Genomic DNA, 22,756 nt, shown 5'->3' with positions numbered 1-22,756 from the left:
TCGACGTCGCGCTCGAGGCGGCCCGCTACCTCCGCGCCGCCGGCGGCGAGGCGTGGCGCGGATCCTCCGGCCAGGCGTGGCGCGGGTAGCGCCGGGCGAGCTCGCGTCGGATCGACGGGTAATGCCGCTCCCAGAAGCCGGCGAGGTCGGTCGTCACCTGCACGGCGCGCTGGTTCGGGGCGAGCAGATGCAGGACGAGCGGCACCTTCCCGCCGGCGAGCGCCGGGCCCTGCGCGAGGCCGAAGAAGTCCTGCAGGCGGCTCTCGATCCAGGGCGGCTTGCCGGCCTCGTAGTTGACGCGGGTGCTGCGCCCGCCGGGCAGCGTCAGCCGCTCGGGCGCGAGCCGCTCCAGCGCGGCGCGGGCCCTCGGGTCCTGGCGGGCGAGGACCGCGCCGGGCAGGTCCGCCTCGCGCAGCTCGGCGAAGCTCCGCCGCCCGGCGCACAGGTCGCGGAGCGCCGCGGCGAGCTCCTCGTCGGAGGGCGGCGAGAGCCCCGCGTCCGGCGCGTGCCGCGCCGCGAAGGCGATGCGCGCGACGAGCCGGTCCACGGCGCCCTCCGGCGCGAACGCGCGCGGCCCGCGGGCCAGCGCCTCCTCGGCGAGGAGCGCGGCGACCTTCTCCGGATCCGCCTTCGGCGCGCGGACCTCCTCCAGCACCAGGTCCTCGTACACGAGCCGCTCGGTCGCCTCCACACGCTCGGCGGCGCCGTTCCAGCCGACGGCGTCCTCGTAGCGGAGCGCCGCAGGGAACAGATCGAGCAGCATCTCGTCGGTCACCGCGCTCGCGACGCGCACCCGCGCCTCGGCGGCGCGCGCGCCCGGCGGGCGGCGATCGCCGCGGCGCTCCTCCGCGTCGACCGCCACGAGGAGCGGCGCCTCGCGCACCACGCTCGCGGGGTCGAGCCGCGCGCTGCCACCGCCGACGAGGACCACCTCGTCCGACCCCGGCGCGCGCCGCCGCGCGACGCGATCCGGATAGGCGGCGAGGGTGGCGAGGAGCAGCGCGTGCTCCTCGGAGGTGGTGCCGGCGAGCGGGGAGGAGGGCGCCGCCGGGGGCGGGGACGATGTCGAGGGCGGCCCGATCGACCTCAGCAGCCGCTGCAGCTGCCTCCGGCTCCGCTCGACGGCCTGCACCGCGCCCGGGTCGAGCCCCATGCGCCGGAGCCGCTCCGGCGCGAAGCGCGCGCGCGCGGCCTCCTCGAAAGCCTGCGCGAGCTCGAGCAGGTCGGAAGGGCCGGTCGGCGGGAGCGCTCCGCCCGCGAGCGCGCGGCGATCGCGCACGTCGCGCTCGCCCAGGAGGGCGGCGAGGAGCGCGCCGGCGTCGGGGGCGCCGCGCGCGGCCGCCTCGATCGCGAGCCGCGCCTGGCGCGGGTGGACGGGCAGGCGGAGCATGCGCCGACCGGCCTCGGAGATGGCGCCGCGCGCGTCGATCGCGCCCAGCCGGACGAGCAGCCCGCGCGCGGCCTCCCACGCGGCCCGAGGCGGCGGCTCGAACCACTCGAGCCCCTCGGCGGCGTCGAGGGCGGCCAGGGCGAGGAGCGTCTCCGACAGGTCCTCGCGGAGGATCTCCGGCACCTCGAACCCGGGGCGGGCGTCGTGATCGTGGCGCGTGTAGAGGCGGAGCGCGCGCCCGGGCCGGGTGCGGCCGGCGCGGCCGGCGCGCTGTGCGGCGGAGGCCCGGCTGATCTTGCGGAGCTCGAGGGTCGGGAGCCCCGACCACGGGGAGTGCGACGCGACGCGCGCGAGCCCCGAGTCCACCACGGCCACCACTCCTTCCAGGGTGACGGAGGTCTCGGCGACGTTCGTCGAGAGGATCACCTTCCGGCGCGGCCCGGGCCGAACGGCCCGGTCCTGCTCCTCGGGCGGCAGATCGCCGTGCAAGGGCAGGAGGTCCACCTCCGCGGTCGCCGCCCACGCCGCGAGCGCCTCCCGCGCCCGCCGGATCTCCGCGGCCCCCGGGAGGAAGACGAGCACGTCGCCGTCGATCCCCTCGCGGTGAAGCCGGCGCACGGCGCGCGCGACCGCGTCCTCGAGCCGGACGTCCGGCCGGGCCGCCTCCTCGGGGGAGAGGTACTCGACGGCGACCTCGAAGCGCCGGCCCTCCGAGCGGAGCGAGGCGGCGCCCAGGAACCGGGCCACCGGTCCGGCGTCGAGCGTCGCCGACATCGCGACGAGCTTCAGATCGGGCCGCGAGGTCCGCTGCAGGCGGCGGAGCAGCGCGAGCGCGAGGTCGCCCTGGAGATGACGCTCGTGGAGCTCGTCGAGGACCACCACCCCGACGCCAGTCAGCGACGGCTCGGCGAGGAGCCGGCGCGTGAGGAGCCCCTCGGTCACGAAGCGGATGCGCGTGCTCGGGCCCGCCACCTCCTCGAACCGCACCTGGTAGCCGACCGTCTCGCCGGCGTGCTCGCCCCGCTCCTCCGCGACCCGCCGTGCCGCGAGCCGCGCCGCGAGCCGCCGCGGCTCGAGCACCACGACCTCGCCTTTGCCCGCGAGCCCGGCGGCGTGGATCGCGGGGGGGACCCGGGTCGTCTTGCCCGCGCCCGGCGGCGCCTCGATGACGAGGGACGGCCCGGCGCGGAGCGCCGCGACCGCGTCCGCCAGGATGTCGTCGATGGGGAGCCGCTGCACGCGCGGGGGTTGTACCCGAGGGAGGGGGCCGACGCGACTGCGCCCGGGATCGGGGGGGTGGCGGGGCGAGTCGGGGCCGAGGGTTCGTTCACCCTACGTCAACGCACATGCGAGCGATATCGGCTCTACAGGCAAATCCCGGGTCGCGGCCATGTCGCTCGCCGACGGGGGCCGATCGGAGTTTGCACACCCCCTCCGGGATGCGAAACTCGGTGCGCCCCCCACTGGAGGTCGCTCGCCGTGCGCACCGCATCGCTCAGGAACCGGTTCCTCGTCTCGCTCGCCGCGGTGCTCTCTCTCACCATCGCTCTCGCCGCCCTCGTCACGCGATCGGCGCGGGAGCGCCAGCTCCTCGACGCCGCCTCCGGAGAGATGCTGGCCGACGTGGCGGCGTTCGACGCCGCGGTCGCCGCCGACGCGGAGGGGCTCTCGCGCGCGCTCACCGTGCTCGCGCACCAGGAGCGCCTCCTCGCGCCGTTCGCCACCCACGATCGCGACGGGCTCCTCGCCGCGGCCGCCCCGCTGTTCGCGGAGCTGAAGGCGACGAACGCGATCACGCACATGTACTTCATCGATCCGGACGGGCGCGTCTTCCTGCGCGCCCACAAGCCCGAGCAGCGGGACGACGTCCTCAAGCGCGCGACCTTCCTCGCCGCCGCGAAGACCGGCCGGAACGCGCACGGCATCGAGCTCGGCAAGAACTTCTTCTCGCTGCGGAGCGTCCGGCCGGTGTCGCTCGGCGGCGCGCCGCTCGGGTACCTCGAGGTGGCCGAGGAGATCGACCACCTCTTCGCCCAGACGAAGGCGGTCACCGGCGAGGACGCCGCGCTGTTCCTGCGCACCGACTACCTGCGCGCCAAGGGGGCGGAGCCGACGAAGGAGGTCGTCGGCGAGTTCCAGCTGCTCGAGGCGACCGACCGGGCGCTCGCGCACGAGCTCGGCGGCGCGGTGGGGCTCGCCGGCGGGCTCGAGGCCCCGGTCGCGCGGCTCTTCCGGCGCGGCGACGCGTGGTACGTGGCCGGGATCGGTCCGCTGCGGGACGCGAGCGGGGAGGTCGCCGGCGTCCTCTTCTTCTTCCGCGACGCGACCGCGCTCCACGCCGCGTCGGTGCGCGACGGCTGGACGACGATGGCCCTCATCGCCGCGATGATGGTGGTCGCCGGGGCGCTGCTGTACGGCTCGCTGCGGCGCAGCCTGTTCGCGCTGCGCGAGGCGGCCGCCGCGTCCGCCCGGATGGCCGCGGGCGACCTCTCGATCCGGATCGAGGCGCGCGCCCTGGACGAGGCGGGGCAGGTGCTCTCGGCCATGCGCGACACCGTCGGCCAGCTGCGCGGCGCGGTCGGGCAGGTCCGCGACGCGGCGGACGGCGTGGCGTCGGGCAGCGAGAAGCTGCGGGGGGGCGCGGAGCTCATCGCCCGGACGACCTCCGAGCAGGCCGCCGCGGCGGAGGAGGCGGCGGCCAGCGTCGAGGAGATCTCGGCGACGATCGTCGCCACCGCGCGGGACGCCGACGCGGCGGAGCGCTCGGCGCTCGCGTCGGCTGCGTCGGCGGAGGAGGGCGGGCGCGCCGTCACCGAGGCCGTGGCCGCCATGCGGCAGATCGCGGAGAAGACCGGGATCGTGGAGGAGATCGCCTACCAGACGAACCTCCTCGCGCTGAACGCCGCCATCGAGGCCGCCCGCGCCGGCGAGCACGGCAGGGGATTCGCGGTGGTGGCCTCCGAGGTGCGCTCCCTCGCCGAGCGGAGCCGCGGCGCGGCGCAGGAGATCGGCGAGCTCTCGGACTCGACGGTGGCGGTCGCGGAGCGGGCGGGGGCGGTGCTCGGCGGGCTCGTGGCGGACATCCGCAAGAGCGCCGAGCAGGTCCGCGACATGGCCGCTGCGACGCGCGCGCTCGCGACGGGCGCCGCGCAGATCAGCGGGGCCGTGCAGGGGCTGAGCTCCGGCGTCCAGCACACCGCGGGCGCGGCCCAGGAGATCGAGGCCACCGCGCAGGACCTGGAGCGGCGCGCCGACGAGCTGCAGGCGGCGATCGCGTTCTTCCGGCTGGGCTCGGCGGGCGAGGAGCCCGCAGCGCTGCCGGCGCCTCGCCGCGCCGCCTGAGCGAAGCGCCAGGCGCCGCGGTCAGACTGGTTCTGGCTCTGGCACCCGCGGGGCCGGCACCGCCGCATTCACCACGAGGCGGAGCTTCGAGCCGTCCGGCTCCACCTCCACGCGGACGGTGCCGCCGTCGTGGAGCTCGCCGAACAGGATCTTCTCGGCGAGCGGCTTCTTGACCTCGTTCTGGATGAGCCGGGCCATCGGCCGCGCGCCCATCTTGCGGTCGAAGCCGTGCTCCGCGAGCCAGGCGCGGCCCTCGAGGCTCAGCTCGACGTGCACCTTGCGCTCGGCGAGCTGCGCCTCGAGCTCCTTCACCATCTTGTCGACGACGCGGGCGATCACCTCCGCCGGCAAGGAGTCGAACGCCACCCACGCGTCGAGGCGGTTGCGGAACTCCGGGCTGAAGGTCCGCTCGATCGCGTTCCGCGCGTTGCCGGGCTCCGACAGGTCCGAGCCGAACCCGACGCGCCGGGCCGAGAGCTCCTGCGCCCCCGCGTTCGTCGTCATCACGAGGATGACGTGCCGGAAGTCGGCCTTGCGGCCGTTGTTGTCGGTGAGCGTCGCGTGATCCATCACCTGCAGGAGCAGGTTGTAGATGTCCGGGTGGGCCTTCTCGATCTCGTCGAGGAGCAGGACCGCGTACGGCGTCTTGCGGATCGCGTCGGTGAGGAGCCCGCCCTGGTCGAACCCGACGTAGCCGGGGGGCGCGCCGATGAGCCGGGAGACGGTGTGCTTCTCCTGGTACTCCGTCATGTCGAAGCGCAGGAACTCGACGCCGAGGATCCGCGCGAGCTGCTTCGCGAGCTCGGTCTTCCCGACGCCGGTCGGGCCGGAGAAGAGGAAGTTGCCGATGGGCCGCTCGGGGGCGCCGAGCCCGGAGCGCGACAGCTTGATGGCGGAGACGATCGCCTCCACCGCCGGGTCCTGCCCGTAGATGACCTTCTTGAGCTCGGGCTCCAGGTTGCGCAGCTGCGTCTCGTCGTCCGCCGACACGGTGCGCTCGGGGATCTTGGCGATCTTCGCGACCACCCGCTCCACGTCGCGGGCGGTGACGCGGTGGCGGCGGCGCGCCTCCGCGCGCATCCGGTCGCGCGCGCCGGCCTCGTCGAGGACGTCGATGGCCTTGTCCGGGAGCTGCCGGTCGTTGATGTGCTTGGCCGAGAGCTCGGCCGCCGCGCGGAGGGAGCGGGGGGTGAACACGACGCCGTGGTGCTCCTCGTAGACCTTCTTCAGGCCCTTGAGGATACGGATCGTGTCGTCGACGCTCGGCTCGTAGATCTCGATCTTCTGGAAGCGCCGCGCGAGGGCGTGGTCGCGGTCGAACGTCTGCTTGTAGTCGTGGAAGGTGGTCGAGCCGATGCAGCGCAGCTCGCCGGAGGCGAGCGCGGGCTTCAGGAGGTTCGACGCGTCCATGGACGAGCCGGTGGTCGCGCCCGCGCCGACGATGGTGTGGATCTCGTCGATGAACAGGATCGCGTTCGGCGTCTTCTTCACGCCGGCGATGACGCCCTTCAGCCGCTGCTCGAACTCGCCGCGGAACTTGGTGCCCGCGAGGAGGGCGCCCATGTCGAGCGAGTAGATCGCCGCCTTCTCGAGGACGGACGGGACCTTCTTCTCGTGGATGCGGAGCGCGAGCCCCTCCACGATCGCCGTCTTGCCCACGCCTGGCTCGCCCACGAACACCGGGTTGTTCTTGCGCCGGCGGCAGAGGACCTGGATGGTGCGCTCGATCTCCGAGTCGCGACCGATGAGCGGGTCGATGAGCCCCTGCGCCGCGCGCTCGACGAGGTTCACCGTGAAGGTCTTGAACGGATCCTTCACCGTGCGGGGCGCGCCGGACTCCTCACCCCCCTCGTCCTGCGGCTCGTCGTCACCGCCGCCCTCCTTGCCGATGCCGTGCGAGATGTACTGGAGGATGTCGAGGCGCCGGACGCCCTGCTTCTCGAGGAGGTAGACCGCGTGCGAGCCGCGCTCTCGCGTGATCGCCACGAGCACGTCGCCCGCGTTGAGCTCGGTGCGCCCGGAGCCCTGCACGTGCCAGGCCGCCCGCTGCAGGACCCGCTGGAACGCCGCGGTCTGCTCGGGATCCTGCGACGTCCCGAGCGACTCCAGCGTGCGATCGAGGTACTCCTCGAGCTCGCGCTCGAGGAGCTTCAGGTCGGCGCCGCAGGCGAGCAGCACCTCGGAGGCCACCTTGTCGCGCGTCATCGCGTGCAGGAGGTGCTCGAGCGTCACGTACTCGTGGCGTCTCCGTCGCGCCTCCGCGACCGCGGCCTGAAGCGTCTGCTGTAGCTCCTTCGACACCGTCACCATGCCTGCTCCGCTACTCCGGCTCGACCGTCACGAGGAGCGGGTACTCCGCCTCGCGCGCGAGCTCCATCGTCTTCTCCGCCTTCGTCTCGGCGATCTCGAATGGATAGATACCGGCGACGCCCACCCCGTGCATGTGAACGTTCAGCATGATGCGGTGCGCGCTCTCGGGATCGTGGTGGAACACCGTCACGAGCACCCAGTCCACGAACTCCTGCGTGGTGTAGTCGTCGTTGTGCAGGAGTACCCGGTACAGGGACGGCCGCTTCGTCTCCTTCTCCGCCTTCGTCCGGGGGACGACGACGTCCGTGTCGCCCCCGGGGCGGGACCGCTCTGCCATGGCCTCACATTCTAAGCGTACGGCCTCCCCGCCGCGCGGGCCCACCGCGCGCGGCGGAGAGCCCGCGGCCGCGCGGTCCCAGGGCTCCGGGCGCCGCGGCACAGGGGTGCTCCGCCCCCGCGCGGGGCGCTCCGGGGACGGGAAGGGCAGGGGAGCGGCGGCGCCACGTGGGCGCGACGGGCCGGACGCTTGCCGGGCCGAGGGGCTGGCGGGCATTCCGGAATCAGGGGCTCGCATAGGGGGCGGCGGGCCCGCGCTCACGAGCCGACGGTTCCAGCGGCCGCCTCGAGATCCCAGCGCCCGCGCAGGGTGGGCTTCTCGAGCGCCCGCGCCAGCCGCGCGAGGAAGTCCGCGCGCGGGATCTCTCGCGCGCCGAAACGCGAGAGGTGCTCGGTGCGCACCTGGCAGTCGACGAGCCGCACGCCCCACGACGCGAGCCACTCGATCGAGCGGACGAACGCGACCTTCGAGGCGTCCGGCCGATCGGCGAACATCGACTCGCCGAAGAAGGCCGCGCCCAGCGAGACGCCGTAGAGCCCGCCCGCGAGCCCGTCGCCCTCCCACGCCTCGAACGAATGGGCGAAGCCGAGCCGGTGGAGGCGCACGTAGGCCTCGACCATCTCCGGCACGATCCAGGTCCCGGACTGCCCGGGCCGCTCGCGCGCGGCGCAGCGCCGGATCACGTCCTCGAAGGCGCGGTCGGCCGTGACGCGGTAGCGGCCGCGGCGCAGGGTGCGCGCGAGCGAGGCGGAGACGTGCAGCCACTCCGGCTCCAGCACGAGACGCGGGTCGGGCGACCACCAGAGGATGGGCGTGTCGTCGCCGTACCACGGGAAGATGCCCGTGGCGTAGGCGGTGAGGAGCCGCTCCGCCGAGAGGTCGCCGCCGACCGCCAGCAGCCCGTCGGGCTCGGCGAGCTCCGGATCCGGGAACGCGACCTCGCGCGAGAGCCGGTAGATCGACACGGCGCGAGTGTAGTGCGAGGCGGGCCCCGCGGACAGCCGTGCCGGGGGGACGCCTACGTGCGCGTCCCCCCGGCACCTACTTCGCTATCGCCTAGAAGTGGCCCGCCCAGCCGACGTAGGTCGGCGCATCGAGGACCGGGTCGCGATCGGTCGAGCCGAGGCCGTCGCGCACGGCGACGCGCCGCTCGCGGCGGTCCGCCTCGCGCGCGTCGTACGTCGCGTGGACGGCGCCCACCGCCGCGCCGACGAGCAGCCCCACGCCCGCGCCGATCATCATGTCGCGCTGCCAGTTGTCCCACTCGTTCACGAGCGACACGCCCGTGCCGACGAGGAGGCCCGCGATGCCGCCGTAGGCCGCGTCGGTGGCGACCGTGGCCATCGGGTTCGGCCGCTCGCGCCGCTCCACGATGACCTCGGTCGCGGGCTGCGAGGCCGGCGGCGTCACCACCGTCGTCGAGGTCGGCGGCGGGGGCGGCGTCACCGTGGTGGTCGTCCCGCCCGACTGCCCGCTCGGCGGGTTCACCACCACCTGCTGCGAGGCGCCCCCCGGCGCCGCGGTCCCGCCGGTCGCGGGCTGCTGGGCGGGCGGCGGGGCCGGCTGCTGCGCCGGCGGCTGCTGCGGCTGCGTCTGCTGCTGCGGCGGCGTGTACGGCTGCTGGTACGTCGTCCCGGACTGAGCGAGCGCCGGGCTCGCGACGGCGAGCGCCGCCGCGAAGAGTGTCCCCTTGTCGAGCATCCCCTCACCTCCCGACCCCAAAGATGGGGTGAGGAGGGGAGGGCGGCAAACCGCAGGGTCCGCGAGCGCATCCGCCGCGCCCCGGACGCGGCGGATCACGGGCGCTGCAGCGAGAGAAACTCCTCGAGCGCCGACCGGACGGACGCCTGCACGGCCGCGGGGACCTCCGGGTGCGGCGCGGCCTTGCAGAGCGCGAGCGTCCGCTGGAGCGACTGGCAGCGCGCGTCGCAGCTCGGGCAGCGGGCGAGGTGGCGCTCCATGTCGGCGCAGAGCGTGGCGCTGATCTCGCCCTCGAGGTGCTTCGAGAAGAGCTCCACGATGTCCGGGCAGGGCTCCGCGGCGGGCTCGCCGGGGGCGGCCTTGCCTGCCGCGGCGGGCGGGGCGGCGGCGCCGGGGATCCCGAGCAGCGGCGCGACGGCCTCGCGCACCGCGACCCGCGCGCGGTGCAGGCGGCTCTTCACCGCCTCCACGCTGAGCCCCATGACCTCGGCGACCTCGGGGGCGGTGAGCCCCTCGACGTCGCGGAGCACGAGGACCTCACGGTACATGGGGTCGAGCGCGGCGATGGCCTGCTCGAGCGCGGCCTCGATCTGCCGGCCCGCGAGCGCGTCGTCGGGCGGGCGCGTCGGGTCCACCACCTGGCGCGCCGCCTCCCCGGAGACGCGCGCCTCGAGCGACTCCTCCTGCTCCGGCGCGAACTTGGAGCGCCGCCGCTTCTTGATGCAGAAGCTCCGCGCGATCGTATAGAGCCAGGTCGAGACGGAGGACGCGCCGCGGAAGTCCTTCACGTTTCGTGCGACCGCAAGGAGGGTCTCCTGCAAGACGTCCTTTGCGTCCTCCTCGTCACGGCACATCTTCAGCCCGAAGCGATACACGCTCCGTTGATGCCGTGACAGGAGCGCCTCCAGCGCCCGGCGGTCGCCCTCGCGGGCGCGCTCGAGCAGCTCGGTGTCCTTGGGGTCCATGAGGGGTGGGTCGTAACTCGGAGCGGTCGATGGAACAAGCACCGCGTCGTCGCTGCGGCCTCCGTCCGCTCCCTGCAGCCCGCCGCGGCGGCGGCAGCGGGCGTCGTCCCTGCCGCACGGAACGGCCCGCGCACCGGCGGGTGCGGCGCGTCCCGCGCGGGCTTGCGACCGGGCAAGAACCCGAGCCCCTCGCCCCTTCCGAGACCTTCCGTCGATATTTGATCCAAGACAATTTACGCCCCAGCGCGGGCCCGGTCGTACCTGCACGACGTCCAAGGGGCCCGCGCGCCATGCGATGAGCGCACTCTTTTCTCCCAGATCCAACGGCATCTTCCGCATCGTCATCGCGATCCTCTTCGCCGGTGCGGCCGGGACGGTGGGCGCGTTGATGGTGTTCGCCCGCATCCCGGCGGGCACCGGGCAGGCGGAGCAGGTGGGCCAGCCGGTGCAGTTCGACCACCGCCACCACGTGCAGGACGACCTCATCGACTGCCGCTACTGCCACACGACCGTCGACAAGGCCGCCAGCGCGGGCATCCCGCCCACCGAGCTCTGCCTCAACTGCCACTCGCAGGTCTGGAACAAGAGCCCGCTGCTCGACCTGGTGCGCTCGAGCTGGTTCGCCAACAAGCCGATCGAGTGGGTGCGGGTCCACCGCCTCCCGGGCTTCGTCTACTTCAACCACGCCATCCACGTGAACAAGGGGGTCGGCTGCGTCGAGTGCCACGGACGCGTCGACCTGATGCCGGCGATCGAGCAGGTCGCTCCACTCACCATGGGCTGGTGCCTCGACTGTCACCGGAATCCCACCCCGCGTCTCCGCCCGCTCGAGGAGGTCACGAACATGACGTGGCAGCCGGAAGGCGACCCCGTCGCGCTCGGGAAAGAGCTGGCGAAGAAGTACGACGTGAAACCCCGCACGAGCTGCTACACATGCCATCGCTAGGGCTTCCCATCTACGGTCAGAAGACGGCGCTCGAGACGCGCCGCTGGAAGAGCATCGACGAGCTCGCGGGGCGAGCGGATGCCGAGCCCGGCGAGTTCCCGGAGGGCGCCGCCGAGACGCCCGCGGGGTTCTCCCGGCGCGGCTTCCTCCAGATCCTCGGCGCCTCCGCGGCGTTCGCCGGCCTCGCCTGCAAGCCGCCGCGCGAGAAGCTCGTGCCCTACGTGCGCAAGCCGGAGGCGGTGACGCCGAGCGTCCCCGTGGGCTACGCGACGGCGCGGAGCGACGAGGGCTACGCCGTCGGGCTCGTCGTGCAGGCGTTCGAGGGCCGGCCGGTCAAGGTCGAGGGGAACCGCCTGCACCCGGCGAGCCTCGGCGGCACCGACGCGATCACCCAGGCGATGGTGCTCGACCTCTACGATCCGGCGCGCCTCGCGGGGTTCACGCGCGGCGGCCGCGCGCTCGCGTGGTCGGCGGTCCTCCAGGAGATCGCGGCGCTCGCCCGCGAGCACGACAAGGACGGCGGTGCGCGGCTGCGCTTCCTCGTCGCCCCGACGAGCTCGCCGACCGTCGCCGACCTGCGCCGCCGGCTCCTCGAGCGCTTCCCGAAGGCGCGCTTCGACACGTGGGCGCCGGCGGGCGGGGACGCGGCGCAGCGCGCCGGCGCCGCCATCGCGCTCGGCCGCCCGCTCGACGCCACCTTCGAGGTCGCGAAGGCGGACGTGATCCTGTCGCTCGACTCCGACTTCCTCGCCACCGAGGGCGAGCACCTGCGCAGCGCGCGCGAGTTCGCCTCGCGCCGCGAGGGCGAGCGCATGAACCGGCTCTACGTGGCCGAGCCGCGCTTCTCGGTGACGGGGGGCATGGCCGACCACCGGTTCCGCATGCGCGGCGCCGAGGTCGCGGCGTTCGCGCGGGCGGTCGCCGCGGAGCTCGCCCAGGCGGGCGTGGCGGGACTCGCGCCGCTCGGCGCGCGCGCCGAGGGCGAGCACGCCCGGGCCGCCAGGGCCGTCGCGAAGGATCTCGCCGGCGCCCGCGGGCGCTCGCTCATCGTCGCGGGTGCGCGGCAGCCGCCGGCGGTCCACGCGCTCGCCGCCGCGATGAACGAGGCGCTCGGGAATGTCGGGCCCGTCGTGCGCTGGCGCGCGCCCGTGCTGGTCGATCCCCAGGCCGGCCCGGATGCGCTCCGCGCGCTCGCCGCCGAGGTGCAGGCCGGCAAGGTCGACACGCTCGTCGTGACCGCCTGGAACCCGCTCCACACCGCGCCCGCCGACCTCGAGCTGCGCAAGGTGTTCGGCAAGGTGAAGAACTCGATGGTCCTCGCGCTCCGCGACGACGAGACGGTGCGGGCGGCGAGCTGGCGGCTCGCGGCGAGCCACCCGCTCGAGTCCTGGGGCGATCTCCGCTCGCGGGACGGCACCGTCACGGTCGTGCAGCCGCTGATCTCCCCGCTCCACGAGAGCACGACCGAGGTGGACCTCTTCGCCGCGTTCCTCGGCGAGGGCGAGCGCGGCGCCTGGCGCCTCGTGCGCGACGGCTGGCGCAGCCGCTCCGGGGCGCCGCCGGCCCCGCTGCCGCTCTCCGGCCCCGCCGCCGCCTCGAACCCGGCCGACACCAACCGGCCCCGCCCGCCGGATCCCTTCGACAGGACCTGGGACGAGTGGCTCGCGGCCGGCCTCCTCACGGAGAGCGCCGGCCGCCCGGAGGACGCGAAGGTCGACCCCGCCCGCGTCGCGGACGCGCTCGGGAAGCTCCCCGCCCCCGCGGGCGGCATCGAGCTCGGCTTCGCGCCCGACTACAAGGTCTGGGACGGCCGCTTCCTCGAGAACGCCTGGCTGCAGGAGCTGCCGGATCCCATCACCAAGCTCACCTGGGAGAACGCCGCCCACCTCTCGCCCGCGACCGCCAGGCGGCTCGGGCTCGAGTCGGGCGAGCTCGTCGAGCTCGCCCGCGGCGGCCGCGCGGTGGTCGCGCCGGTGCTCGTCGTCCCCGGCCACGCCGACGACGCGGTCACGGTCGCGCTGGGCTACGGCCAGCGGGTCGCCGGGGCGGTCGGCCAGGGCGCGGGCTTCGACGCCTACGCGCTCCGCACGAGCGACGCCCCCTGGTACGCCGGCGGCGCCACGCTGAAGAAGACCGGCAAGACGACCGAGCTCGCCATCACGCAGGGTCACTTCTCGATGGAGGGCCGCGCCATCGCGCTCGCGCTCGATCACGAGGAGCTCCCCCGCGCGAAGGCCGAGCTCGACGAGCACCGCGGCGAGGCGCCGACCATCCTCCAGCCGGTCGACTACTCGGAGAAGGACTACCGCTGGGGGATGGCGATCGACCTGTCGAAGTGCATCGGCTGCTCGGCGTGCACGGCGGCGTGCCAGGCCGAGAACAACATCCCGGTGGTCGGCAAGGAGCAGGTGCTCCGCAGCCGCGAGATGCACTGGATCCGGGTCGATCGCTACTTCGAGGGGCCGCCGGAGGATCCTCAGTCGGTCACGCAGCCGCTCGCGTGCGTGCACTGCGAGATGGCGCCCTGCGAGTACGTCTGCCCCGTGAACGCCACCGTCCACTCGGACGAGGGCCTGAACGAGATGGTCTACAACCGCTGCGTCGGCACGCGGTACTGCTCGAACAACTGTCCGTACAAGGTGCGCCGCTTCAACTTCCTCGACTACCACGGGGACATGGCGCCGACGCTCCAGATGCTGATGAACCCGGACGTCACCGTGCGGGCCCGCGGCGTCATGGAGAAGTGCACCTACTGCACCCAGCGCATCCAGCGGGCGCGCATCGACGCGCGCGTGGGCGGGCGGAAGATCGGGCCGGACGAGGTCGTGCCGGCCTGCGCCCAGGCCTGCCCCTCGGAGGCGATCGTGTTCGGCAACCTCAACGACGCGCGCTCGCGCGTGTCGCGCAAGCACGCCGACGCGCGCCGGTACGACCTGCTCCACGAGCTGGGCACCCGGCCGCGCACCGCCTACCTCGTCAAGCTCCGCAACCCCAACCCCGAGCTCGCATGAGCACCGCCGAGAAGACGATCCAAGACGCCCACGCGCTCGAGGGCGCGCCGGTCCTCGTGGGCCGCCCGGACGATCGGGCGTTGACCGAGAGCCTCCTCTCCCCCGTCCTCGGCCCGACGCGCAAGGGCTGGCTGCTGCTCCTCTTCGCGCTCCTCGGCGGGGTCGGGTTCTGGACCCTGTCGCTCGTCACGACCCTCTTCGTGGGCATCGGCGCCTGGGGCAACAACATCCCCGTCGCCTGGGCGTTCGACATCACGAACTTCGTCTGGTGGATCGGCATCGGCCACGCCGGCACGCTCATCAGCGCGATCCTCCTCCTGTTCCAGCAGAAGTGGCGCACCTCCATCAACCGCTTCGCGGAGGCGATGACGCTCTTCGCGGTGGCGATGGCGGGCGTCTACCCGGTCATCCACCTCGGGCGGCCGTGGCTCTTCTGGTGGCTCATCCCGTACCCGTCCACGAACCTGATCTGGCCGAACTTCAAGAGCGCGCTGCCCTGGGACGTGTTCGCGATCTCGACCTACGCGACGGTCTCGTTCCTCTTCTGGTACCTCGGCCTCATCCCCGATCTCGCGACCCTGCGCGACGCCGCGAAGACCCGCGGGCGCCGCATCGTCTACGGGATCATGAGCTTCGGCTGGCGCGGCTCGGCGCGCCACTGGCGGCACTACCGCATCGGCTACCTGCTCCTCGCCGGGCTCTCCACGCCGCTCGTCGTCTCCGTCCACACCATCGTGTCCTTCGACTTCGCCATCTCGCAGCTGCCGGGCTGGCACACCACCATCTTCCCGCCCTACTTCGTGGCCGGCGCCATCTTCAGCGGCTTCGCGATGGTGCTGACGCTCATGATCCCGGCGCGGCGGCTGCTCGGCTACCAGCACGTCGTCACCGAGCGTCACCTCGACAACATGGCGAAGGTGATCCTCGCGACCGGCCTCATGGTGTTCTACGGCTACATGATGGAGTGGTTCATGGCCTGGTACTCGGGCAGCGCGTCCGAGGCCTTCGCCTTCCTGAACCGGTTCCAGGGGCCGTACAGGGGCATCTTCATCGCGCAGATGTTCTGCAACGTGGTCGCCCCGCAGATCCTCTGGTTCCCGTCGATGCGGCGGAACGAGTACGTGCTCTTCCTCGTCGCCATCCTCGTCAACGTCGGCATGTGGGCGGAGCGGTTCGTCATCATCGCCGTGTCGCTCCACCGCGACTTCATCCCCTCGTCGTGGGGCATGTATTACCCGACCTGGGTGGACTGGGGCCTCTTCCTCGGCTCCATCTGCATGTTCGGCGTGCTGTTCCTGCTGTTCCTCCGGTTCCTGCCCGCCATCCCGCTCTTCGAGGTGAAGGAGCTCCGCCGCGAGCTCGAGCACTACGGCGACAACGCCCACCCCGGCTCGGAGGAGGAAGGATGAAGGCCTACGTCCTCGGTGAGTTCGAGCGCGAGCAGCCGCTCTACGACGCCGCCCGCGCGCTCCGCGCCCACGGGCACGAGAGCCTCGACATCCACTCTCCGTACCCGCTCCACGAGGCGGACCACGCCCTCGGCCTGAAGCGCTCCACCGTGCCGATCGTCGCCCTCGTGGGCGGCCTCGCCGGCGCCATCACGGGCTACCTGCTGCAGTGGTACACGGTCGGTCACGACTGGCCGCTCAACGTGGGCAACCGCCCGCCGCACAGCGCGCCCGCGTTCATCCCGGTCACCTTCGAGCTCGGCGTCCTCTTCGCCTCCCTCGCCATCTTCGTCGGCCTCCTCGCCGGCTACTTCGGCTTCCCGCGCACGCACCACCCGGTGTTCGAGGTGGAGGCGTTCCGCTCCGCGTCCATCGACGGCCTGTGGCTCTCGGCGGAGGTGGAGGGGAAGGACGCCGAGCCCGTCGCGCAGGAGCTGCGCCGGTTCGGGGCGCGCAACGTGTCGATCGTGCCGGAGGCGAAGTGAGATGAAGACCGCGCGCCTCGCCGCCCCCCTGCTCCTCCTGCTCGCCGCCTGCCCGCGGCTCGATCCGATGTGGGATCAGCCCAAGGTGAAGGCCTACAAGGCGAGCAAGTACTACCCGGACGGCCTCGCCATGCGCACCCCGCCGCCCGGCACCGTGCCGCACCGGGCGCCGATCGAGCCCGCCGTCGCGACCGGCCGGGGCCCCGACGGCCGGCCGCTCGCGGTGTCGCCGGTCGCGGCGACGGCCGAGCAGCTCGCGCGCGGCCGGGCCCGGTTCGACGTGATCTGCGCGACCTGCCACGGCGTGCTCGGCGACGGCGAGAGCCAGGTCGCGCTCAACATGTCGCTCAGGAAGCCGCCCTCGCTGCACCAGTTCCGCGACCTCGCGGACGGCTACATCTACCAGGTCATCTCGGAGGGGTTCGGCCTCATGCCCTCGTACGCCGCGGAGCTCTCGGTGCAGGACCGGTGGGCGGTCGTCGCCTACGTGCGCGCCCTCCAGCTCTCCCAGCACGCCGCCATGGAGCAGGTCCCGCCGGAGGCGCGCGAGCGCCTCGAGAAGGAGGGGCGATGACGCTCACCCCGTACCAGGGCGGCCGGCGCCTCATGGCCCCAGCCCTCGTCGCCGCCGTCGCGGGCCTGGCGCTCACCGCGGTGGGCGGCCTCGTGGACCCGCGCCGCGCGCTCTTCGCGTACCTCGTCGCGTTCGTCTACTGGCTCGGCATCGCGCTCGGCGCGCTCATCCTGCTCGGCGCGTTCCACGCGTCGAACGCGCGCTGGCCGGTGGTGCTGCGGCGCTTCGTCGAGACCGTGCCCGCCGCGCTGCCCCTCTTCGCCGTGCTGTTCGTCCCCATCGCGCTCGGGATGAAGCACCTCTTCGTGTGGATGGCGCCGCCGGAGACGCTGGCGCCGGAGATGGCGCACGCCGTCCACCACAAGCTCCCCTACCTGAACGCGGGCTTCTTCCTCGGGCGCGCCGCCGTCTACTTCGTGTTCTGGATCGTCGTCGCGCACCTGCTGCGGAGCTGGTCGATCCGCCAGGACAGCGCCGGGGGCGCGACGCTCACGCGGTGGCAGCGCCGCCTCGGCGCGGGCTCGCTCCCGTTCCTCGCGCTGACGCTCACCTTCGCGTCGTTCGACTGGATGATGTCGCTCGACCCGCGCTTCTTCTCGACGATCTTCGGCGTGTACTGGTTCGCCGGCAGCTTCATGGCGGCCTTCGCGGTCACGATCATCGCCGCCACGCTCTCGCGGCCCGATCCGACCGCGTTCGGCCACCACATGAGCCTCGAGCACTTCCACTCGCTCGGGAAGTTCCTGCTCGCCTTCACCGCCTTCTGGGCCTACGTGGCCTTCTCGCAGTTCATGCTCATCTGGATCGCGAACGTCCCGGAGGAGGTGCCCTGGTACATCCTCCGGATCGACGGCGGGTGGAAGTGGGTGGGGATCTTCCTCGCGCTGTTCCACTTCGTCGTCCCGTTCTTCCTGCTCCTCTCGCGCGACCTGAAGCGGACCCCCCGGGCGCTCTCGCTCGTGGCGGGCTGGCTGCTCCTCGTGCACTGGGTCGACCTCTACTGGCTCGTCATGCCGCACCTCGACCCCGCCGGCCCGCGGCCGTCGCTCTGGGACCTCGCGGCGTTCGTGGGGGTCGGCGGCGCGGCGGTCGCGTTCACGCTCTTCCGCCTGCGCGGCGCCTCCCCGGTGCCGGTGCGCGACCCCTACCTCGAGGACTCGCTGAGGTACCTGCCGCAATGAACGATCCGCACATCGATCCCACGCACGCCCACGCGCACGAGGGCGGTCACGGCCACGGGGTCCGCTCGGAGGAGGACCGGATCTCGAGCGGCAAGGTGGTCGCGGTCGGCGTCGGCGCGCTCGTCGTCTTCTTCTTCGCCTCGCTCGCGGCGGTGAGCTACCTGCGCCTGCGCCAGAGCGAGCAGCCGCCCCCCACGATCCCCGCCGAGCTCGGCCAGTCGAAGATCGGGATGGTCGAGCAGCAGATCTTCGACGTCGCGGTGCGCGGCACGCGCGATCGGGCCCGGCGGCTCGAGAAGCTCGGGTCGTACGGCTGGGTCGACCGCGACGGCGGCGTGGTGCACATCCCCATCGACCGCGCGATGGACCTCGTCGCGAAGGGCGTCCGGCCCGCGCAGGCGCCGAAGGGCGAGGCGCCGCCGCCAGGAGGGCAGCCATGATCCGGCGCACCGCCCGGCTCGCCGCGCTCGCCGCGCTGGCCACGCTCGCCTCGAGGCCGAGCCCCGCCGCGGCGCAGTTCTGGAATCGCCCGGACCCGAAGGGTCCGCCGACCGACCAGCCCCCCGCGATCCTGGAGGAGGTCGGCGTCGACGAGCGGCTCGGGAACCGCGTGCCGCTCGACCTCGAGCTCACCGACGGGAACGGCCGCCCCTTCCGGCTCGGCGACGCGTTCCGGGGCCACCGCCCCGTGGTGCTCACGCTCGTCTACTACGACTGCCCCATGCTCTGCGGGCTCATCCTCTCCGGGATGGCCAAGACCATGCGCGAGAACGGGCTCGTGCTCGGCAAGGACTACGAGGCGGTGACGGTGTCGTTCGACCCGAAGGAGAAGCCGGCGCAGGCGGCGGAGCGGCGCCGCGGCTACCTCCAGTCCCTGGGGCGCGCGGAGTCCGAGCCGGTGTGGCCCTTCCTCGTCGGCACCGAGGCCGCCTCCCGCCAGCTCGCCGAGGCGGTGGGCTTCCGCTACAAGTACGACCCGCAGACGAAGGAGTGGGCGCACATCGCCGCGGTCTTCGTGCTCGGGCCGGACGGCACCGTCTCGCGCTACCTGTACGGCATCGAGTATCCGCCGAAGGACTTCCGGCTCGCCGTCGTGGAGGCGGCGGACGGGAAGGTCGGCACCAGCTTCGACAAGTTCCTCCTCACCTGTTACCGCTACGACCCCGCGTCGCGGAAGTACGAGCCGTACGCGTGGGGCTTCGTGCGCGCGGGGGGCCTCGCGGTGCTCCTCGCGCTGTCGGGCCTCATCGGCGGCCTCGTCTGGCGCGAGCGCCGGGGCAAGGCGAGGCGCACGGCATGAACGAGCTCCTCCGCAGGATGCTGTTCCTCCCCGAGCAGGCGTCGGACTACGCGCGCCAGGTCGACGGGCTCCACTACTTCATCATCATCACCACGATGATCGCCGCCGCGGGCGTGTTCGCGACCGCGATCTTCTTCTTCGTCCGGTACCGCCGCCGCGCGGACACCGATCTCACCCCGCACGTCGCCCCGCGCACGATCCACGAGGTCGTCTTCGTGGGCCTGCCGCTCGGCCTGTTCCTCGTGTGGTTCGCGATCGGCTTCCCGCAGTACGCGAAGCTGTCGCTCCCGCCCAAGGACGCGATGGACGTCTACGTCCAGGGCAAGAAGTGGATGTGGAAGTTCGCCTATCCGGGCGGCCCGAACGCGATCGACACGCTGCGCGTCCCGGTGGGGCGCCCGGTGCGGCTCCTCATCACCTCGCGTGACGTGATCCACTCGTTCTACGTCCCCGCGCTGCGGGTGAAGATGGACGCGCTCCCGGGCCGCTACACGCAGTCGTGGTTCAAGGCGGAGAAGCCCGGGCGCTACGAGATCTTCTGCGCCGAGTACTGCGGCCTGGGCCACTCCGCCATGCTCGGCGAGCTCGTCGTCATGCCGCAGGAGGAGTTCGACACCTGGATCGCGGAGCAGCGCCGGGGGGCGAACGCCGTCGCCCAGGACGCGGGGCCGTCGGGGGAGCGGACGCTACCGGCCGCCAACGTCGCCGAGGAGGGGCGCCGGATCGCCTCGGAGCAGGGGTGCATGAAGTGCCACAGCGTGGACGGCACGCGGCACATCGGCCCGACCTGGGTGGACCTCTACCTCCGCCAGGAGAAGCTCAAGGACGGCAAGAGCGTCGTCGCGGACGAGGGCTACCTCACGAAGTCGATGATGGACCCCGCGGCGGACATCGTCGCCGGCTACCAGAACGTGATGCCCACCTACCAGGGCAAGCTCTCTCCGCCCGAGGTCGCGGCGGTCGTCGAGTACATCAAGACCCTCAAGACGCAGGCGGTCCGCTCCGGTCCGTCGGAAGGCCCGGTCTATGAATCCATCCCTCGCCCGCAGTGAAGTCCCGGTGTGGAACCCCCGGAACTACCTGAACTCGCCCGAGACCGGCCTCAGGTCCTGGCTGCTCACCCAGGATCACAAGCGGATCGGGGTGATGTTCCTCGTCGCCACGACGATCGCGTTCGCGATCGGCGGGATCTTCGCGCTCCTCATCCGGATCGAGCTGCTCACGCCCGGCCCGACGATCATGAGCGCGCAGACCTACAACCGCATGTTCACGCTCCACGGCGTGGTCATGATCTTCCTCTTCATGATCCCCGCCATCCCGAGCGGCTTCGGGAACTTCCTCGTGCCGCTCATGATCGGCGCGAAGGACGTGGCGTTCCCGAGGCTAAACCTGCTCAGCTTCTACGTGTACCTCGCCGGCGCGGTGATCGCGCTCTTCGGGATGGTGCAGGGCGGGGCGGACACCGGCTGGACGTTCTACACGCCGTACTCCACCACCACGATCACCAAGGTCGTGCCGGTGCTCCTCGGCGCGTTCATCCTGGGCTTCTCGTCGATCCTCACCGGCCTCAACTTCATCGTCACCACGCACACCATGCGGGCGCCCGGCCTGACCTGGACGCGCCTGCCGCTGTTCGTGTGGTCGATCTACGCGACCTCGGTGATCCAGATCCTCGCCACGCCGGTGCTGGGCATGTCGCTGTTGCTGGTGGCCGTGGAGCACGCGTTCGGCTGGGGCATCTTCGATCCGGCGCGCGGCGGCGACCCGGTGCTCTTCCAGCACTTCTTCTGGTTCTACTCGCACCCCGCCGTCTACATCATGGTGCTGCCCGCCATGGCCGTGATCTCCGAGGTGGTCTGCGCCTTCTCGCGCAAGAACATCTTCGGCTACAAGGCCGTCGCCTACTCCTCGCTCGGCATCGCGTTCGTCGGCTTCTTCACCTGGGGCCACCACATGTTCGTGTCCGGGCAGTCCGCCTTCAACGGCGGCGTGTTCGGGGTGCTCTCGATGTTCGTGGGCATCTTCACGGCCATCAAGGTCTTCAACTGGACGGCGACCCTGTACAAGGGGTCGATCCTGTTCGCCACGCCGTTCGCCTACTTCGTCGGCTTCCTGTTCTTCCTGGTGTTCGGGGGCATGACGGGCATCGCGCTCGCCACGGTGTCGCTCGACGTCCACTGGCACGACACCTACTTCATCGTCGCGCACTTCCACTTCATCATGGTCGGCGCGACGCTCATGGCGTTCCTGGCGGCGCTCCACTACTGGTTCCCGAAGATCGCGGGGAAGCGCCTGCCCGAGGGCTGGGGCCTCGTCGCCGCGGTCATGATCATCCTCGGGTTCAACTTCACCTTCATCCCGCAGTTCCTGCTCGGCAACGAGGGGATGCCGCGGCGCTACTTCTCCTACCCGGAGAAGTTCTGGCCCCTGAACGTCGCCTCGACGGCGGGCGCGTCCGTGCTCGCGATGGGGCTCGTCATCGTGCTCGTCTACACGCTCGTCGCGCTGAAGTGGGGCCCGGTGGCCGGCGCGAACCCGTGGAACTCGCGGGGCTTCGAGTGGAACACCCCTTCGCCGCCGCCGCCGGAGAACTACGAGACGACGCCGGTCTACACGCACGGCCCGCACGAGTACGACCTGCCCGGCGTCGAGACTCCGCCGGCCGCGACGCCCGAGCCGAAGCATGCCAGCTAACACGACCTACCTCGCGCACCACTTCGAGAGCCTCGAGAAGCAGACCTACGCCGCGCGGCTCGGCATGTGGCTGTTCCTCGCCACGGAGGTGCTGCTGTTCACGGCCCTGTTCGCCGGGTACGGGGTGTACCGGTACCTGTACCCGGAGGCCTTCCGCGAGGCGAGCCGCGGCCTCGAGACCTGGATCGGCTTCGTGAACACGCTCGTGCTCGTCACGAGCTCGTTCACCGTCGCGATGGGGCTCGAGCGGGCGACGCGCGGCGACGGGCGAGGCACGCGCCTCCTGTTCGGCCTCTCGATCCTGCTCGCGCTCGCGTTCCTCGGCCTCAAGGCGGTCGAGTACACGCACCACTTCCACGCCGGCGAGCTGCCGGGACGCTACTACGCGAGCGACGCGGTGCAGGGGCCGGGCGGCCCGATCTTCTTCGCCCTCTACTTCCTCATCACCGGGCTGCACGCGATCCACGTCGTGATCGGCATGACCGTGCTCGCGGTGATCGGCTGGCGGGCCGGCCGGGGCGCCTACGCCGCCGAGTACCACGTGCCCGTGGAGCTCGGGGCGCTGTACTGGCACCTCGTCGACCTCATCTGGATCTTCGTCTTCCCGCTCATCTACCTCGTCTAGGAGCCGCTCATGGCCGCCCACGGCAACGCCTCGACCGTCGAGCACCACGGCGCCCCGCACCACTCGCACGTGAGCCGGTACGTGGCGGTGTGGATCGTGCTCCTCGTCCTCACCGTCTCCACCTGGGCCCTCGCCAAGGTGCACCTGCCCGGCCCGCTCCACGTCCTCGTCGCCCTCGCCATCGCGATCGCGAAGGGGGCGCTCGTGGCGCTGTTCTTCATGCACCTGTACGACCAGCAGGGCGCGAACCGGCTCGTGTTCGTCACCTCGCTCGTGTTCGTGGCCCTCCTCGTGGGGCTCACGCTCAGCGACTACGCGACGCGCTACCCGCTCTCGAAGCCGCCCGGCAGCGAGGGCGCCCTGCCCGCGCCCGACTACGCCCCGCCGCCGACCTCGCGGACGCATTGATCTCCGACCAGGGGGCTGTCACGAAGGGTGAATGACGGG

Annotated in this window: 19 protein-coding genes; 13 read left to right on the top strand and 6 right to left on the bottom strand. The window is 72.5% G+C overall.

The window, feature by feature from the left end; all coding sequences use genetic code 11:
• Positions 1 to 25: 25 nt before the first annotated feature.
• Positions 26 to 2,629 (bottom strand): ATP-dependent helicase HrpB, encoded by a 2,604-nt coding sequence (hrpB, locus tag MNZ29_RS02280; protein WP_242334256.1) that lies wholly within the window; start codon positions 2,627 to 2,629, stop codon positions 26 to 28.
• A 240-nt stretch (positions 2,630 to 2,869) separates the two neighbouring features.
• Here hrpB and MNZ29_RS02275 point away from each other — a divergent pair, with 240 nt between their 5' ends.
• Positions 2,870 to 4,732, top strand: coding sequence for a methyl-accepting chemotaxis protein (locus MNZ29_RS02275; RefSeq protein ID WP_242334259.1), 1,863 nt, complete (start codon positions 2,870 to 2,872; stop codon positions 4,730 to 4,732).
• A 21-nt stretch (positions 4,733 to 4,753) separates the two neighbouring features.
• Here MNZ29_RS02275 and clpA read toward each other — a convergent pair whose 3' ends face one another.
• From clpA to MNZ29_RS02250, 5 genes are all read right to left on the bottom strand, one after another.
• A complete protein-coding gene (clpA, locus tag MNZ29_RS02270; RefSeq protein ID WP_242334261.1) occupies positions 4,754 to 7,042 on the bottom strand; it encodes an ATP-dependent Clp protease ATP-binding subunit ClpA in 2,289 nt (762 codons plus the stop codon).
• A gap of 10 nt (positions 7,043 to 7,052) precedes the next feature.
• Positions 7,053 to 7,379, bottom strand: coding sequence for an ATP-dependent Clp protease adaptor ClpS (locus tag MNZ29_RS02265; RefSeq protein WP_242334264.1), 327 nt, complete (start codon positions 7,377 to 7,379; stop codon positions 7,053 to 7,055).
• Between the two features lie 257 nt (positions 7,380 to 7,636).
• A complete protein-coding gene (gene aat / locus MNZ29_RS02260; RefSeq protein WP_242334267.1) occupies positions 7,637 to 8,344 on the bottom strand; it encodes a leucyl/phenylalanyl-tRNA--protein transferase in 708 nt (235 codons plus the stop codon).
• A gap of 91 nt (positions 8,345 to 8,435) precedes the next feature.
• Positions 8,436 to 9,080: a hypothetical protein gene (locus MNZ29_RS02255; protein WP_242352600.1), complete on the bottom strand. Its 645-nt coding sequence runs from the start codon at positions 9,078 to 9,080 to the stop codon at positions 8,436 to 8,438.
• A gap of 95 nt (positions 9,081 to 9,175) precedes the next feature.
• A complete protein-coding gene (locus MNZ29_RS02250; protein ID WP_242352598.1) occupies positions 9,176 to 10,045 on the bottom strand; it encodes a sigma-70 family RNA polymerase sigma factor in 870 nt (289 codons plus the stop codon).
• A gap of 295 nt (positions 10,046 to 10,340) precedes the next feature.
• On the opposite strand from MNZ29_RS02250, the gene MNZ29_RS02245 reads away from it, so the two are divergent.
• From MNZ29_RS02245 to MNZ29_RS02190, 12 genes are read left to right on the top strand one after another with little or no spacing between them, the layout of a single operon-like run.
• Entirely contained in the window at positions 10,341 to 10,991 is a 651-nt protein-coding gene (locus MNZ29_RS02245) for a cytochrome c3 family protein (protein WP_242334276.1), read from the top strand.
• Complete coding sequence (locus MNZ29_RS02240; RefSeq protein WP_242352597.1) at positions 10,979 to 14,002, top strand: TAT-variant-translocated molybdopterin oxidoreductase; 3,024 nt, start codon at positions 10,979 to 10,981, stop codon at positions 14,000 to 14,002. The genes MNZ29_RS02245 and MNZ29_RS02240 overlap by 13 nt, the downstream gene beginning before the upstream one ends.
• Entirely contained in the window at positions 13,999 to 15,411 is a 1,413-nt protein-coding gene (nrfD, locus tag MNZ29_RS02235) for an NrfD/PsrC family molybdoenzyme membrane anchor subunit (protein ID WP_242334282.1), read from the top strand. Before MNZ29_RS02240 ends, nrfD begins: the two co-directional genes overlap by 4 nt.
• The gene (locus MNZ29_RS02230) at positions 15,408 to 15,935 is read left to right on the top strand and encodes a DUF3341 domain-containing protein (protein WP_242334284.1); all 528 of its coding nucleotides are present in this window, start codon (positions 15,408 to 15,410) and stop codon (positions 15,933 to 15,935) included. The genes nrfD and MNZ29_RS02230 overlap by 4 nt, the downstream gene beginning before the upstream one ends.
• Before the next feature lies 1 nt (position 15,936).
• A complete protein-coding gene (locus MNZ29_RS02225) occupies positions 15,937 to 16,509 on the top strand; it encodes a cytochrome c (RefSeq protein ID WP_242334287.1) in 573 nt (190 codons plus the stop codon).
• Positions 16,506 to 17,690: a hypothetical protein gene (locus MNZ29_RS02220; RefSeq protein WP_242334290.1), complete on the top strand. Its 1,185-nt coding sequence runs from the start codon at positions 16,506 to 16,508 to the stop codon at positions 17,688 to 17,690. Before MNZ29_RS02225 ends, MNZ29_RS02220 begins: the two co-directional genes overlap by 4 nt.
• Entirely contained in the window at positions 17,687 to 18,130 is a 444-nt protein-coding gene (locus MNZ29_RS02215; protein WP_242334293.1) for a hypothetical protein, read from the top strand. The genes MNZ29_RS02220 and MNZ29_RS02215 overlap by 4 nt, the downstream gene beginning before the upstream one ends.
• Positions 18,127 to 18,990, top strand: coding sequence for an SCO family protein (locus MNZ29_RS02210; RefSeq protein ID WP_242352595.1), 864 nt, complete (start codon positions 18,127 to 18,129; stop codon positions 18,988 to 18,990). The genes MNZ29_RS02215 and MNZ29_RS02210 overlap by 4 nt, the downstream gene beginning before the upstream one ends.
• The gene (coxB, locus tag MNZ29_RS02205; RefSeq protein ID WP_242352594.1) at positions 18,987 to 20,042 is read left to right on the top strand and encodes a cytochrome c oxidase subunit II; all 1,056 of its coding nucleotides are present in this window, start codon (positions 18,987 to 18,989) and stop codon (positions 20,040 to 20,042) included. Before MNZ29_RS02210 ends, coxB begins: the two co-directional genes overlap by 4 nt.
• A complete protein-coding gene (locus MNZ29_RS02200) occupies positions 20,017 to 21,684 on the top strand; it encodes a cbb3-type cytochrome c oxidase subunit I (RefSeq protein WP_242334301.1) in 1,668 nt (555 codons plus the stop codon). Before coxB ends, MNZ29_RS02200 begins: the two co-directional genes overlap by 26 nt.
• Positions 21,674 to 22,309, top strand: coding sequence for a cytochrome c oxidase subunit 3 family protein (locus tag MNZ29_RS02195; RefSeq protein WP_242334304.1), 636 nt, complete (start codon positions 21,674 to 21,676; stop codon positions 22,307 to 22,309). Before MNZ29_RS02200 ends, MNZ29_RS02195 begins: the two co-directional genes overlap by 11 nt.
• A gap of 9 nt (positions 22,310 to 22,318) precedes the next feature.
• A complete protein-coding gene (locus tag MNZ29_RS02190) occupies positions 22,319 to 22,717 on the top strand; it encodes a cytochrome C oxidase subunit IV family protein (RefSeq protein ID WP_242334307.1) in 399 nt (132 codons plus the stop codon).
• The last annotated feature ends 39 nt before the right edge of the window (positions 22,718 to 22,756 follow it).

It is taken from the genome of Anaeromyxobacter sp. SG64, assembly GCF_022690745.1.
In the GTDB taxonomy this organism is placed as follows: Bacteria; Myxococcota; Myxococcia; order Myxococcales; family Anaeromyxobacteraceae; genus Anaeromyxobacter; species Anaeromyxobacter soli.
This window is presented reverse-complemented; position numbering and strand designations above follow the sequence as displayed.

Excerpts from the sequence above, each read along its gene's own strand:
- MNZ29_RS02225 (WP_242334287.1), top strand. The coding sequence starts at position 15,937 with ATGAAGACCGCGCGCCTCGCCGCCCCCCTGCTCCTCCTGCTCGCCGCC.
- MNZ29_RS02245 (WP_242334276.1), top strand. The coding sequence starts at position 10,341 with ATGAGCGCACTCTTTTCTCCCAGATCCAACGGCATCTTCCGCATCGTC.
- MNZ29_RS02265 (WP_242334264.1), bottom strand. The coding sequence starts at position 7,379 with ATGGCAGAGCGGTCCCGCCCCGGGGGCGACACGGACGTCGTCGTCCCC.
- MNZ29_RS02215 (WP_242334293.1), top strand. The coding sequence starts at position 17,687 with ATGAACGATCCGCACATCGATCCCACGCACGCCCACGCGCACGAGGGC.
- MNZ29_RS02195 (WP_242334304.1), top strand. The coding sequence starts at position 21,674 with ATGCCAGCTAACACGACCTACCTCGCGCACCACTTCGAGAGCCTCGAG.
- MNZ29_RS02200 (WP_242334301.1), top strand. The coding sequence starts at position 20,017 with ATGAATCCATCCCTCGCCCGCAGTGAAGTCCCGGTGTGGAACCCCCGG.
- MNZ29_RS02220 (WP_242334290.1), top strand. The coding sequence starts at position 16,506 with ATGACGCTCACCCCGTACCAGGGCGGCCGGCGCCTCATGGCCCCAGCC.
- coxB (WP_242352594.1), top strand. The coding sequence starts at position 18,987 with ATGAACGAGCTCCTCCGCAGGATGCTGTTCCTCCCCGAGCAGGCGTCG.
- MNZ29_RS02255 (WP_242352600.1), bottom strand. The coding sequence starts at position 9,080 with ATGCTCGACAAGGGGACACTCTTCGCGGCGGCGCTCGCCGTCGCGAGC.
- MNZ29_RS02250 (WP_242352598.1), bottom strand. The coding sequence starts at position 10,045 with ATGGACCCCAAGGACACCGAGCTGCTCGAGCGCGCCCGCGAGGGCGAC.
- MNZ29_RS02230 (WP_242334284.1), top strand. The coding sequence starts at position 15,408 with ATGAAGGCCTACGTCCTCGGTGAGTTCGAGCGCGAGCAGCCGCTCTAC.
- MNZ29_RS02190 (WP_242334307.1), top strand. The coding sequence starts at position 22,319 with ATGGCCGCCCACGGCAACGCCTCGACCGTCGAGCACCACGGCGCCCCG.
- MNZ29_RS02240 (WP_242352597.1), top strand. The coding sequence starts at position 10,979 with ATGCCATCGCTAGGGCTTCCCATCTACGGTCAGAAGACGGCGCTCGAG.
- clpA (WP_242334261.1), bottom strand. The coding sequence starts at position 7,042 with ATGGTGACGGTGTCGAAGGAGCTACAGCAGACGCTTCAGGCCGCGGTC.
- MNZ29_RS02210 (WP_242352595.1), top strand. The coding sequence starts at position 18,127 with ATGATCCGGCGCACCGCCCGGCTCGCCGCGCTCGCCGCGCTGGCCACG.
- nrfD (WP_242334282.1), top strand. The coding sequence starts at position 13,999 with ATGAGCACCGCCGAGAAGACGATCCAAGACGCCCACGCGCTCGAGGGC.